Origin of the sequence: Nonomuraea sp. NPDC050202, from assembly GCF_040656115.1 — a bacterium.
Taxonomy (GTDB): Bacteria; Actinomycetota; Actinomycetes; order Streptosporangiales; family Streptosporangiaceae; genus Nonomuraea.
Map to the genome: position 1 here is coordinate 837,096 of NZ_JBFALF010000001.1, position 13,638 is coordinate 850,733.

A 13,638-nucleotide genomic window follows, 5' to 3' on the forward strand; every position below is an offset into this window, starting at 1 on the left:
CCCTTGTCCACGTTGTGAGAATGCGGTTATACGCAGACGAATCCAGGGGGAGTCAAAGTTCCTTTACGGTCACGTGCTCGGGGCGTACGCCGTGGCCGATGAAACGCGGCGCCACCCGGTTGAGCACCGGGATCCTCGTCAGGTCGCGCGGCAACCTCGACGGGTCGAGCCGCCGCGTCAGCGCCGGGCTGATCAACCGGTTCTGCACCAGCCGCTGGGCGGCCTGCGTGACCACGGTCGGCAGCATGCGCCTGCGCTGCAGCCGGCGCAGCGCCGCCTCGGGGATCGGCGCGCCCGACCTGAGCGGTCCTGCCAGCAGGTTCGCGGTGGCCACGGCGTCCTGCACGGCCAGGTTGATGCCCACGCCGAAGACCGGTGACATGGCGTGCGCGGCGTCCCCGATGCACAGGAAGCCGGGCCGGTGCCAGCGGCGCAGCCGGTCGATCGCGACCGTGAGCACGCTGACGTCGTCGTACGATTCGAGCTGCCCGAGCCGGCCCGCCAGCCACGGCAGCAGCCGGGCCACCGGGCGGCGCAGCGCGTCGATGCCCTGCCCGGCCATCTCGTCGTAGCCGCCCTTGAGGATCAGGTAGGCGAGCTGCCAGTAGGTCTCCCGGTTGATGGCGACCATCATGTGCCCCGGCGAGATCCGCAGGAACGTGTCGTCGCGGTCGCCCGGCTCGCGGGGGAGCCTGAACCACACCACGTCCATCGGCGCGCCCACGTCCTCCGGCACGAGGCCGGCCCGCTCGCGCAGCACCGAGTGCCGCCCGTCGGCGGCGACCGTCAGGCCGGCCCTGATCTCGTGCTCGCCGGAGGCGTCCCGGTAGCGCAGGCCGCGCACGGCCCCGCCCTCGCGGATCAGGTCGTACGCCTCGGCGTTCATCAGCAGCCGGAACCCGGGGTACCGGCCCGCGGCCGACGTGATGAGATCGAGGAAGTCCCACTGCGGTACGAACGCGATGTACCGGTAGCGGCCGGACAGCCGGCGCAGGGTCGCGATCCGCACGTCGCCCCGGTCGGTGACCATGGTGAGGTCGTACGCCTTGCGGTGCGGCAGCTCCAGGAACTCCCGCGCCAGCCCCAGCTCGTCGAGCACCTGCAGCGTCGAGGGGTGGATCGTGTCACCCCGGAAGTCCCGCAGGAAGTCACCGTGCTTCTCCAGCAGCGTCACCTCGACGCCCGACCTGGCCAGCAGCAGGGCGAGCATCGCTCCGGCGGGCCCGCCGCCCGCTATCACGCATCCCATAATTCATCACCTAATGAGATTGTGTCATCTCTTCCGAAATGAGCAAGGCCCACGGCCATCCGGCGTGCCCGAGCCACCGAAGTACATGCAGTGAGCCGCCTCTCACACACAGGGAGTGGACATGAAGGACGACCTCCACACCCTCTCTGGCGCCTACGCCGTGCACGCACTGCCGTACGCCGAGTGGGTGCTGTTCGACAAGCACCTGCATGCGTGCGGCACGTGCGCGGCCGAGGTGCGGCACCTGCGGGAGACGGCCGCGAGGCTGGCGGAGACGGTGGCCGAGCGGCCGCCCGCCGGGCTGCGGCAGCGCCTGCTCGACGCCGCCTCCCGGTCACGGGGCTTGGCGGACCCGCGCGGGCAGGTGCGCGACGACAGCCCGACCGTCTGGAGACCCCCTCCGGCGCGCCCGCCCGCTGCTGTGCCGCTCGCCCCTGTGCCCCCCGCCCCTGTGCCTCCCGCTGCTGTGCCTCCCGCTGCTGTGCCTCCTGTTGCAGGGTCCCCCGACGCTCCCACGCTCGGGTTGCCGCCGGGGGAGCGGCCCTACCGGAGGGAAACGGCGATCCCCGCGACGGCCGGCGGCGGGCAGGTGGTGCCGATGCGGCGCCGGCGTTCCAGGGTGGCGGCGGTGCTGGCCGCGGTCTGCGCCGCGGCGGCCGTCGTGTCCGGCGTGGTCGCCTTCGACGCCCGCCGCGACCTGGGCGAGCTGAGCACCAGGAACGAGGAGATGGTCGCGGTGCTGGCCGCGCCCGACGCCAGGACCATGCGCCGGCCCGTCACCACCGGCGGCACCGCCACCGTCGTGATCTCGCGCGACCTGGGCCGCATGGTGTTCACCTCGTCGGGCCTGGCCGACCTGCCCGACACCAAGGGGTACGAGCTGTGGCTCATGGGCCCGGACGGGCCGCGCCCGGCCGGCCTGCTCGACCGGCGGCAGGACGGCGTGAGCCACCTCATGATGCTGACCCCGCTGGACCGCGACGGGCGTGTCGCGCTCACGGTCGAGCCCGCCGGCGGCTCCGAGCGGCCCACCACGCAGCCCATCATGCTGGCCGAGCTGCCCGAGGCGTGATCGAACGGGGATGGACGAGCGGCCCCGGCGGCCCGATAGTTTCGATCATGCGTATCTTCGCCGCCCTGACACTGGCCGCCGCCCTGTTATGCGTGTCCCCAGCGGCACCCGCCTCCGCCGCCGAACCCGGCTCGGCCACGGTCGTGCCCGTTCAGGTGACGGGCGCCCCGGCCAAGAGATTCAACCTGATCATCCTCGGTGACGGCTACACCGAGGCCGAGCAGGCGAAATTCCGTGCCGACGCCGACCGGCACCTGAACGTGATGTGGTCGATCGAGCCGTTCAAGTCCTACCGGAACTACCTCAACGTCTACCGCGTCGACATCGTCTCCGGGGAGTCGGGCATCAGCTGCGACCCCGGGCTCGACGCGCCGCGCCGCACGACGCCGCTCAGCATGGGCTTCTGGGGCCGCTGCAACCCCGCCAGCGTCCAGCGCCTGATCACCATGGACAACGCCGCCGCCACCCGCTACGCCGACCTGGTCACCGGCACCACCTCCGGCAACCGGCAGATCCTCGCCCTGGGCAACAGCGGCACGTACGGCGGCGCCGGCGGCTCGTACGCCACCGCCTCCGGCAGCAACAGCATGTCCGCCCTGATCAGCCCGCACGAGCTGGGCCACTCCCTGGGCGGCCTCCAGGACGAGTACGACTACTACCAGCGTGGCGTGCCCGGCGGCGCGTACACCGGCCCCGAGCCGTCCAGCGCCCACCACACGCTGCTGACCGAGCAGGAGATGCTCGACCAGCGCAGGAAGTGGTGGCGCTGGCTGGGCGAGCCCAGCGAGTCCGGCGGACCGATCGGCCGCTACGAGGGCGGCCTGTACTACACGGCCGGCGTGTGGCGGCCCAGCGCCCACTCCATGATGAAGACCCTCGGCTACTACTTCGACCAGGTCAGCCGCGAGGTCATGACGCAGCGCATCACCGCCAAGACCATGCTGATCCAGGACGCCACGCCCGCCGGCGCGCCGGTCGGCGCCGACCGCGTGCTCTGGGTCGAGCCGATGCGCCCCGTCAGCCACTCCCTGGTGACCACCTGGGCCGTGGACGGCAAGGACCTGCCCGGCGACCGTGACTCCCTCGACCTGCGCACCCTCGGCCTCGCCCCGGGCACGCACACCGTCACCGCGACCGTCTCGGACCCGACCGAGTTCGTCCGGGACCCGGCCATCAGGACCGCCATGACCAGGACCCGCACCTGGACCGTGGACACGGCGATCACCACCCCGCCGGACGGCCTGGAGCCCGCGTTCGTCTCCTCCACCCCCACCGACCGGCCGCTCGGCCGCGAGGACGTCGTGTACGTCGAGACCACCCACCCCGCGGCCACCGTCCCCGAGGTCACCTGGACCCTGAACGGCCGCACCTACCAGGGGACCGACCTGGACCTGGGGAAGCTGGACGCGAAGCCGGGCACGCTCACCGCGACCCTCGGCGGCAGGACCCTCACCTGGACGATCGACGCCACCGGGCCGCGCACGGCGTACGAGCTGTCGCGGCCGCTGGCCCGGTCCGGCGACACCTACGTCTACAACGGCCCCTTCACCATGCGGCTCACCGGCACCGACGACCGCGACGGGTACGTGGTCTCGGAGTCGCGGGTGGACGGCGACGGCTGGTTCAACTACTTCGGCTGGCCCACCTCGTCGGAGCTGCCCTGGACGTTCTCCGAGCAGGGCACGGTGATCGACTCCCTCGTGTACGGCAAGCTGCCGCGCGGCAGGCACGTCGTCGAGTACCGCTCGATCGACGCCGCGGGCAACTACGGCAGGGCGAAGAGCTTCACCGTCACCACCATCGCCCCGCCGCCCGCCTGCACCAGGACCGTCACGGGCGCCCACCGCGGCCCGCTCACCGTCACCGGCGGCGTCACCTGCCTCGACGGCGCCCAGGTCACGGGGGCCGTCACGGTCAGGGCCGGCGCGTCGCTGGTCGTCACGGGCGGCCGGATCAACGGCGCGCTCAGCGCCGCCAGGGCCGCCGAGGTGCACCTGCTCGGCGCCCGCGTGGACGGCGCGCTCGCCGTCAGCGGCGCGGCCAACGCGACGATCGTGGGCGCCGACCTGCGCGGCGTCGCGCTGCTCAGCGGCAACACGGCGCCGATCCTGTCGGGCAGCACGATCAGGGGCGCGCTCGCCTGCCACGGGAACACGCCCGCCGACCTCGGCGTGCCGAACACGGTCAAGGGCGGCAGCCGGTGCGGCGGCCTGACCGGCGGACGGCCGTCAGACCGCGCGTACGAGGCGGTCCAGCACACCGGCCAGTGACGCCGCCGGTCCAGCAGACCGGACGCTGACGCCGGCGGTCCGGCACACCCGGCCGCTGGCGCCGTCAGGACGCGCGTGCGTGGCAGTCCGGCACGCCGGCCGCTGACACCGCGTCAGGACGCGCGTGCGAGGCGGTCCAGCACGCCGCTCAGCGACGCCGTCGCGAGATCGCGGACCCTGGCGTACTCGTCCGCCGGGTACTGCCGGGGTCCGTTCTCGATCAGCAGGATCAGGTACAGGTAGGCGCGGTAGAGGTCGAGCCTGGTGTGCGCCGCCGGGGTCAGCTCCAGCGGGGTCACCTCGCGGTAGCCCGCCAGCAGCGGATCGTCCTCCGCCAGCTCACCGAAGATCGTCGGCGTGACGAACTCGGCCAGCGGGTCGCCCCAGAAGGCCCGCTCGTGGTCGATGATCGCCTGGATCCTGGGTGTCCCGCTCAGGTCGAGGAAGACGTTGCCCGCCCACACGTCGAAGTGCACCAGCCGCGGCGTGGTCACCTCGTCCAGCGCCGGCGCCGCGGCCTCGAACACGGCCATGACCTCCCCGGCGGGCAGCGGCAGCGGCGTCGGGTACCGCTCGGTGTCGCCGAGCAGCGCCGCCGTCATGGCCAGGAACGCCTCGCGCCACGTGGCGCCCGTGATCCCGGCGTGCGGGTAGCCGAACACCTCGCCCGTCACCGCGTTGAACCTGGCCAGATGCCCGCCCAGCTCCCTGCGCAGCTCCGCATGGTTGTCCGGCTTGACGTCGTTCCACGACACGCCGTCGAGCGCGGCCAGCAGCAGGTAGTCGCCGCCGAGCACCGGGTCGTCGTAGCCCGCCCGCAGCAGCCCCGCCACGGGCACGCCCGCCGCGGCGGCCAGGCCGATCGCGGCGGCCTCCATGCGCAGCAGGTTGCGCTCGTAGCTGAGCTGCTCCAGCTCGGGCGGGGGAGACAGCTTGAGCACCGCCTCGCGCCCGTCGTCCAGCTTCAGCCGCCAGACGGCGTTGGCGTAGCCGTCGGTCAGCTCGGTCGCGGCCGTGACGTCCGCGCCCACCGCGCGGCGCACCAGCGCGCCGAGTTCAGCGTCGGATAACCGGCGCTTCGTCCTGCTGTCCACGTCACCCCTCTCAGGCGGATTCCCTGCGCACCAGATGCGTGTCGAGGATCACGACAGGCTGGCGCAGTTCCTCGCCGTTGATCCTGGCCACCAGCAACTGTGCCATCTGCCGGCCCATGGCCTCGGTCGGCTGGTGCACGGTGGTCAGCGGCGGATCGGCGTGCAGCGCCGCCTTGGAGTCGTCGAACCCGATCACCGCCACGTCGCGGGGGACGGACCGGCCCTCGGCCTTGAGCACGCGCATCGCGCCCAGGGCCATCGGGTCGGAGGCGGCGAACACGGCGTCGAGGTCGGGGTGCGTGCGCAGCAGCTCCTGCATCGCCGTCGCGCCGCTGTGCTCGGAGAAGTCGCCGTAGGCGACCAGCTCCGGCAGGCCCGACGGCAGCAGCGCGTCGCGGTAGCCCGAAAGACGGTCGACGCCCACGCCCATGTCCTGGGACCCGGCGATCGTGGCGATCGCCCTGCGGCCGAGGCCCAGCAGGTGCTTGACCGCCTGCCGGGCGCCCGCCCTGTTGTCCATGTCCACGTAGCTGTAGGGGTCGAGGCCGACGGGGCGGCCGCCCAGCACGGTCGGCACGCCCATCGCCTCCAGCCTGCCCGGCAGCGGGTCGGCGCCGTGCAGCGACAGCAGCAGCACGCCGTCGACGTGCTGGCCCGTCAGGTAGTGCTCGAGCCGCGCGTGCTCCTCCGGGGTGCGCGCCATCGCCAGGATGAGCTGCAACCCGGTCTCGGCCAGCGCCGAGCCGATGCCGCGGATCGTGCCCGCGAAGTACGGCTCGTCGAAGACCCGGAACTGGGACTCGGACACCACCAGGGCCACCGTGTCCGTGCGGCGCGTGACCAGTGCCCGCGCCGCACGGTTGGGCACGTAGCCCAGCTCGCGGATGGCCAGCTCGACGGCCTCGCGGGCCTTCGCGCTGACGTTCGGCGAGCCATTGATGACTCTAGACACCGTGCCCCGGCCTACCCCGGCCCGAGCCGCGACTGCCTCAAGAGTCGGTCGGTTCATGGCGCCTATTCTGCCGGATGATCTCCGCGTACCAGAGCGCGCTGTCCTTGACCAGCCGTTCCTGCGTCTCGAAGTCCACCCGGACCAGGCCGAACCGCTTGCCGTAGCCCCATGCCCACTCGAAGTTGTCCATCAGCGACCAGGCGAAATACCCCTCCAGGGGCACGCCCGCGTCGATGGCCTGCTTGCAGGCGCCCAGGTGGGCCTCCACGTACGCCAGCCGCTCCCGGTCGTGGACGCGGCCGTCGTCCAGCACGTCCTCGAAGGCCGCGCCGTTCTCCGAGACGACCATCGGGATCGGCGGGTAGTCCCGCGCCACTCTGGTGAGGATCTCCACCAGGCCGCCCTCGTCGATCTCCCAGCCCATCGCGGTGACCGGCCGGCCGCCGTTGACGAACGACACGTGCTCGCTGCCGACCCACGGGGAACCCGAGTCCGTGGGGGCCGCCGCCGCCGACTGCGCGCCTCCCGGTGCTCCCGAGACCGTGAAGCGGCTGTAGTAGTTGACGAGCAGCACGTCGATGGGCGCGTTGATGGTCTTCATGTCGCCGGGCTCGATGAAGTCCTTGTCGAACGGCAGGTCCGCCAGCACGTCCTCCGGGTAGCGGCCCAGCAGCAGGGCGTCCAGGAAGAAGCGGTTCTGCAGGCCGTCGATGCGGCGGGCCGCGTCGAGGTCGCGCTCGCTGTCGGTCTCCGGGGTGATGGCGTACAGGTTCACGCAGCCGCCGACCCTGCGCGCGTCCATCGCCTGGACGGCCAGCCCGTGAGCGAGGTTGAGGTGGTGCGCGCCCCTGATCGCGTTCTCCGGCTCGCGCCTGCCCGGGGCGTGCTCGCCCGAGGCGTAGCCGAGGAACGCGGCGCACCATGGCTCGTTGACCGTGCTGAAGGTGTGGACGTAGTCCTTGAGCGCGTCGTGCACGGCCGCCGCGTACTCCGCGAAGCGGTAGGCCGTGTCACGGTTGGGCCAGCCGCCCTTGTCCTCCAGCTCCTGGGGCAGATCCCAGTGGTAGAGGGTCAGCCACGGGTCGATGGCGTGCTGGCGCAGCTCGTCGCAGAGCCGCTTGTAGAAGTCCAGGCCCTTGTGGTTGACGGCGCCGGAACCGGACGGCTGGATGCGGGGCCAGGAGACGGAGAACCGGTAGGCCGACAGGCCCAGGTCCGCCATGATGGCGACGTCATCCCGGTAGCGGTGGTAGTGGTCGATGGCCACGTCCGCGTTGTGCCCGTTGAGCACCCGGCCCGGCGTCTTGGTGAAGGTGTCCCAGATCGACACGCCGCGCCCGTCCTCGGCGACGGCACCCTCGATCTGGTACGCCGACGTCGCGGCCCCCCACGCGAAACCCGCGGGGAAGCGCAGCTCGGCACGCGTCTGTTCTTCTTGAGTCGTCACGCCTTGACCGCACCTTCCATGAGTCCGCCGACGATCTGACGGCCGAAGAGGACGAAAACCAGCACGAGCGGGATGATGGACAGCGCCGTGCCCGCGAAGATCAGCGAGTACTCCGTGGAGAACCTCGCGTTGAGCCCGTTGATCGCGATCTGAACGGTCGGGTTTTCCTGGTTGAGTACGATCAGCGGCCACATGTAGTCGTTCCACATGAGCATGAACGTGTTGATACCGAGCACGGCCATGCCGGGCCGCACGGCCGGCAGCACGACGTTCCACCAGATGCGCAGCGTGGCGGCGCCGTCCACCCGGGCGGCCTCGACCAGCTCCATCGGCACGGACTGCCGGGTGTACTGCGTCATGAGGAACACGCCGAACCCGTTGAGCAGGTACGGCAGGATGACCGCCTTGAGGGTGTTGGTCCATTCCAGGCTCACCATGAGCCGGTAGAGCGGCACCACGCCCATCTGCTGCAGCGGCACCGCCATCGTCAGCAGCACCAGCAGCAGCAGCGCGTTGCGGCCCTTGAAGTTCAGGTTCGCGAAGGCGAAGCCGGCCAGCGTCGAGATGAGGATGACGGAGACGGTGACGACGCTCGCCACGATGAACGAGTTCGTCAGGCCCAGGAGGAACTGCGCCTCCGGATGGGTGAGAACCCGCACGATGTTGTCGCCCAGGTTCCCGCCGGGCAGGAACTTCGGCGGCGAGGCCACCGCGTCCGCGTTCGTCCGCGAGGCGATGACCAGCATCCAGTACAGCGGGAACGCCGAGACGAAGATGGCCAGCCCCAGCAGCACCCTGGTCAGGACGGTCGGTTTCCAGACGGTCATCGCGTGCCCCCGATCCTGCGCACGAACAGGAAGTTGATCGCTGCTCCGACGAGGATCAGCAGGAACAGCAGCCAGGCGGCCGCGGAGGCGTAGCCGTAGTCGAACTCCCGGAAGGCCTCCTTGTAGACGAACATGGCCACCGTCTGGAACTGGCCCTGGGAGCCGCCGTCGGGGTTGCCGTTGTAGAACGTCATCGGCTCCGAGAACAGCGTCAGGCCGCCGATCGTGGAGTTGAGCACCACGAAGATCATGGTCGGCCGCAGCATCGGCAGCGTGATCTGCCAGAACTGCCTGCGCCGCGAGGCGCCGTCGATCGAGGCAGCCTCGTACAGGTCGCGCGGGATCGTCTGCATGCCGGCCAGGAAGATGATCGCGTTGTAGCCGGTCCAGCGCCAGTCGACCATGGTGGCGATCGCGATCCACGACGGGACGCGCTCGGCCCGCCAGTTCGTGCTGTCGACGCCGAACAGGCCGAGGAGGTAGTTGACCAGACCCCAGTCGCGGGCGAACAGCTGCGTGAACACCACCGCGACCGCGACCACCGACGTGACGAGCGGAAGCAGCACGCTCATCCGGATCGGCAGGCGGAACTTCATGTGCTTGTTCAGCGCGTTGGCCAGGAACAGGGCCAGGAACATCTGGGGGACGGTGGCGATGAGGAACATGGCCACCGTGTTCACCGTGGCGCGCCAGAAGTCGTCGTCACCCAGGAGCGCGGTGTAGTTGCCCAACCCGGCCCACTCCGTGGTCCCGGTCAGGTCGTAGTCGTAGAGCGAGTAGTAGAGCGTGAAGGCCAGCGGGAAGAGCCCGAAGGCGGCGAACAGGATGAAGTAGGGAGACACCAGGGCGTACGGCATCGCTTTGACGTCCAGTCGGGAACGCCAGCGGCGGCCGGGCGGGCGTTCACGGCGATGGGTGTTCCGTGACGCCCGCGGAAGGGTGTCGAGGCTCATAACAGACCTTTCGGCGGCAACATGCCCGGCCCGCGACTGGCGGGCCGGGCGGGGATGATCAGCCCGCGGCCTTCACCGCGTCGTCGACCAGCTGCTGCCAGGCCTTGTCGTGAGAGACGGAGCCGTCGTCCATGCCCTGGATGACCGACTCGATGGCGTTCTTGACCTGGGCGTGCTTCACGCCGAGGAAGACCGGCTGGAGGCTCGCCGCGGACTTGGCGAAGATCTCACCGATGGGGGCGTCGTTGAAGAACTTGTTCGTCGCGCCCTGGACGGCGGGGTCCTGCTGCGCCTTCGTGTTGCTCGGCATGTTGCCGAAGTCGGTGAAGACGGTCGCCTGCGTCTGCGCCTGCGTCAGGTAGTCGGCCACCATGGCCGCTTCCTTCGGGTGCTTGCTCTGCTTCGGCACGGCCAGCCAGGAGCCGCCCCAGTTGCCGCCGCCACCGGGCACCGAGGCCACGTCCCACTGGCCCTTGGCGTCGTCGCCGGCGTTGCCGCTGACCACGCCGAGCATCCAGGACGGGCAGCCGAGCGTGGCGAACGAGCCCTTCTGGGTGCCCGTCGCCCACTCGTCGGTGAAGTTGCGCAGCTTGGCGGTCAGGCCCTGCTGGGTCATCTTCTGGGCGAAGTCGAAGGCCGTCTTCACCGCCGGGTTCTTGTCGACGATGAGGTTGTTGCTCGTGTCGAAGTAGCTGACGTTGCCGTTCTTGGCCGCCTCCTGGTAGAGGACGACCTGGTACAGCGTGTTGGTGCCGTCAGCCCACTTGGTGTCCTTGACCTTGCCCTGGAACTTCTTGCCGACGGTCATGAACTCGTCCCAGGTCGGCCACAGGGCGCTGACCTCGTCGCGGTTCGTCGGCAGGCCGGCCTTCTCGAACAGGTCCTTGCGGTAGCAGATGCTCATGCCGCCGATGTCGGTGCCCAGGCCGAACAGCTTGCCGTCGGCTGCGACGCCGTTCTCCCACTTCCACGCGGGGAAGTCGGCCTTGCGCGACTCCAGGCCGTACTCCTTCAGGTCGGCCCACCACTCGGAGCGCGCCTTGGCCAGGCCCATGCCGCCCTCATCGATGCCGACCACATCGCCCGCACCGGAGCCAGAGGTCAGCCACTGGATCATCTGCGGCCAGTACTGCTGCTCGAACTGGTCGGTGAGGTTCTCGTGCTTGATCTGGATGTCCTTGTGCTCGGCGTTCCACTTGGCGATGGCGTTCTTGTAGCCGAAGTTCTCGCCGCCGCCGAACGTCTGGACCCTGATCGTGACGGGCTCAGCCGCCGCCGATGACGCTGGAGCGCTGGACTCCGAAGTGCCGCCGGAACCACAGGACGCGACGGTCAGCGCCACCGCGGCCAAGGCCGAAGCCGCGGCGATGCCGCCGCGACGCTTGCTGATCATCATGGTGGACCCCTTCTCGGGTGAATGGTGGGGGAGTGCACCGCGGCACGCGCTCCGCCGCGGTGGGAGTCTTTGGGAGCGCTCCCACAAAGGGTGCACTCAGCGGGTGAGCACGTCAATCCCGCGAAACGTAACCGTTACCAATGGTGCAGTTTGGACTACTGAAACTGGCTTTATAGGGATAAACACCCCAAAGAGCCGATTGGGAGCGCTCCCACCTCAAGAGGCACCTTTCGTGTCACATCAAGGGCATGTCACCCGCACCGCCGCCCCTTTCCCCCGGTCACGAGGGCCGGTCACCGGTCGCGGCGGCGCGCGGATGGCCGTACCGTAGGCGCGGTGGACGTGCTCATCTCCTTCGGCGACGCCCGGGCGCCCATGGCCTGAGCCTCACCCGGTGCGGCAGGCGGCGGCGCGCTCCTCCAGCAGCGCGCGCTCACGGGCGTTGCGCGTCATCCCCGCCGCCCGCTCGAACTCCGCCCGCGCCTCGTCCGTCCGGCCCAGCTTGAACAGCAGGTCGCCCCGTACGCTGGGCAGCAGGTGGTAGCCCCGGAGCGACGGCTCGGCCACGATCTGGTCCAGCAGCTCCAGCCCGGCCGCCGGGCCGTAGGCCATCGACAGGGCCACCGCCCGGTTGAGCTCCACGACGGGCGAGCGGGACATCCTGGCCAGCGCCTCGTAGAGTCCGGCGATCCGCGCCCAGTCGGTGTCCCCGGGGGTGAGGGCGCGGGCGTGGCAGGCGGCGATGGCGGCCTGCAGCGTGTACGGGCCCGGCGCGCCGGACAGCTCCTCGGCGCGGTCGAGCGCGGCCAGGCCGCGGCCGATGAGCAGGCGGTCCCAGCGGGCCCTGTTCTGCTCCAGCAGGAGGATCGGCTCGCCCGACGGGCCCACGCGGGCGGCCGAGCGGGAGGCCTGGATCTCCATCAGCGCGACCAGGCCGTGCACCTCGGGCTCCTTGGGCATCAGGCCGGCCAGCACGCGGCCCAGCCGCAGCGCGTCCTCGCACAATCCGGGGCGCATCCAGTCGTCGCCGGCCGTGGCCGAGTAACCCTCGTTGAAGATCAGGTAGATGACCTCCAGCACCGACGACAGCCGCCCGGCCAGCTCGGCCCCCTGCGGCACCTCGAACGGGACGCGCTTGTCGGCCAGCGTGCGCTTGGCCCGCACGATGCGCTGGGCCACCGTGGACTCCGGGACCAGGAACGCCCGCGCGATCTCGTCGGTGGTCAGGCCGCCGAGCACGCGCAGCGTCAGCGCCACCCTGGCCTCCATCGACAGCGCGGGGTGGCAGGCGGTGAACACCAGCCGCAGCAGGTCGTCCTCGATCTCGTCGACCTCGGGCAGCTCCTCCTCCAGGTCGAGGCGGTGGCCGAGCTCGACGAGGTTGCGCTGGAGGCGTTCGTTCCTGCGGATGAGGTCGATGGCGCGGCGCTTGGAGACCGTCATCAGCCACGCGCCCGGGTTGCGCGGCACGCCCGACTCCGGCCACTGCTCCAGGGCGGCGACCAGCGCGTCCTGCGCCAGCTCCTCGGCCAGGCCGACGTCACGCACGAGCCCGGCGAGCCCGGCGATGAGCCGGGGCGCCTCGATCCGCCATACCGCCTCGATGGCACGGTGGGTGTCTGAAGCCGTCACCGGGCCATGAGACCAGCCGGGCGCGCGCCCACGCAACCCGGGCGGGCACGCCTGGTCAGCCGCCGGACCGCAGGTGGACCGCGGGCAGGTCAGGCGCCCGGGTCGCACGTGCACCGCCGGCGGGCCGGGCGCCCCCGGGTCACCGGTGAAGCGCAGGCGGGTCAGGCGTCCGGGTCGTCCACGCCGAGGCGCTCGCGCAGGGCCTCCTCGCGGGCGCGCTCCTGCGGCGGCAGCGTGTCATCCGGCACGTCCGCGGCGTCGAACACCCGCCACACGTCCAGCCCGACCCCCTCGTGCCCCGGCGGCACGGGCACCCGCAGGGCCCACTCGATGGCCTCCTCCCGCGACTTGACCTGGATCAGCCAGAATCCGGCGATCAGCTCCTTGGCCTCGGTGAAGGGCCCGTCGATCACGCTCGCCCTGCCGCCGCTGTAGGCGATCTGCGCGCCGTACGAGCTGGGGTAGAGGCCCTCGCCCGCCAGCAGCACCCCGGCCTTGGCCAGCGACTCGTTGTAGGCGTGCATGTTGTCGACCAGCTCCTGGCTGGGCAGCACCCCGGCCTCGGTCTCGGCGCTCGCCTTGCCCACGATCATGAACTTCATCGGTGTCGTGTCTCCTTCGGTTCGTACCGGCTCTCACCGATGCGTCGGACAACTGTGGCGCGAATCGACACGCCCCGGAAAACCGGCCGCGATGCCGCCCAGAACGTACTGGAGTGCCATCCTCGGCGGCCACCCCGGCCCGGC

At 70.9% G+C, this 13,638-nt stretch carries 11 protein-coding genes; 2 read left to right on the forward strand and 9 right to left on the reverse strand.

Going from position 1 to position 13,638, the window contains the following annotated elements; all coding sequences use genetic code 11:
• Window positions 1–52: 52 nt before the first annotated feature.
• Window positions 53–1,249 carry an FAD-dependent oxidoreductase gene (locus AB0I79_RS04100; RefSeq protein WP_357866560.1) on the reverse strand — a complete coding sequence of 399 codons (1,197 nt, stop codon included), beginning with the start codon at window positions 1,247–1,249 and terminating at the stop codon, window positions 53–55.
• 121 nt (window positions 1,250–1,370) lie between these two features.
• Between AB0I79_RS04100 and AB0I79_RS04105 the strand changes: the two genes are divergently transcribed.
• Both AB0I79_RS04105 and AB0I79_RS04110 read left to right on the forward strand, forming a co-directional pair.
• Window positions 1,371–2,321, forward strand: coding sequence for an anti-sigma factor (locus AB0I79_RS04105; protein ID WP_357866563.1), 951 nt, complete (start codon window positions 1,371–1,373; stop codon window positions 2,319–2,321).
• Window positions 2,322–2,368: 47 nt separating this feature from the next.
• On the forward strand, window positions 2,369–4,591 hold the full coding sequence (locus tag AB0I79_RS04110) for a M64 family metallopeptidase (RefSeq protein ID WP_357866565.1): 2,223 nt from the start codon (window positions 2,369–2,371) through the stop codon (window positions 4,589–4,591).
• A gap of 113 nt (window positions 4,592–4,704) precedes the next feature.
• Here AB0I79_RS04110 and AB0I79_RS04115 read toward each other — a convergent pair whose 3' ends face one another.
• From AB0I79_RS04115 to AB0I79_RS04150, 8 genes are all read right to left on the reverse strand, one after another.
• Complete coding sequence (locus tag AB0I79_RS04115; RefSeq protein WP_357866568.1) at window positions 4,705–5,685, reverse strand: aminoglycoside phosphotransferase family protein; 981 nt, start codon at window positions 5,683–5,685, stop codon at window positions 4,705–4,707.
• Window positions 5,686–5,695: 10 nt separating this feature from the next.
• Window positions 5,696–6,694 (reverse strand): LacI family DNA-binding transcriptional regulator, encoded by a 999-nt coding sequence (locus tag AB0I79_RS04120; protein ID WP_357866570.1) that lies wholly within the window; start codon window positions 6,692–6,694, stop codon window positions 5,696–5,698.
• A complete protein-coding gene (locus AB0I79_RS04125; protein ID WP_357866573.1) occupies window positions 6,675–8,084 on the reverse strand; it encodes a GH1 family beta-glucosidase in 1,410 nt (469 codons plus the stop codon). Before AB0I79_RS04125 ends, AB0I79_RS04120 begins: the two co-directional genes overlap by 20 nt.
• Complete coding sequence (locus tag AB0I79_RS04130; RefSeq protein WP_225274419.1) at window positions 8,081–8,911, reverse strand: carbohydrate ABC transporter permease; 831 nt, start codon at window positions 8,909–8,911, stop codon at window positions 8,081–8,083. The genes AB0I79_RS04125 and AB0I79_RS04130 overlap by 4 nt, the downstream gene beginning before the upstream one ends.
• Entirely contained in the window at window positions 8,908–9,768 is an 861-nt protein-coding gene (locus AB0I79_RS04135; protein WP_357866575.1) for a sugar ABC transporter permease, read from the reverse strand. The genes AB0I79_RS04130 and AB0I79_RS04135 overlap by 4 nt, the downstream gene beginning before the upstream one ends.
• 154 nt (window positions 9,769–9,922) lie before the next feature.
• Window positions 9,923–11,260 carry an extracellular solute-binding protein gene (locus tag AB0I79_RS04140; protein ID WP_357866577.1) on the reverse strand — a complete coding sequence of 446 codons (1,338 nt, stop codon included), beginning with the start codon at window positions 11,258–11,260 and terminating at the stop codon, window positions 9,923–9,925.
• A 387-nt stretch (window positions 11,261–11,647) separates the two neighbouring features.
• Window positions 11,648–12,892 carry an RNA polymerase sigma factor gene (locus tag AB0I79_RS04145; RefSeq protein WP_357866579.1) on the reverse strand — a complete coding sequence of 415 codons (1,245 nt, stop codon included), beginning with the start codon at window positions 12,890–12,892 and terminating at the stop codon, window positions 11,648–11,650.
• A gap of 161 nt (window positions 12,893–13,053) precedes the next feature.
• A complete protein-coding gene (locus tag AB0I79_RS04150) occupies window positions 13,054–13,494 on the reverse strand; it encodes a YciI family protein (RefSeq protein ID WP_357866581.1) in 441 nt (146 codons plus the stop codon).
• Window positions 13,495–13,638 lie beyond the last annotated feature (144 nt).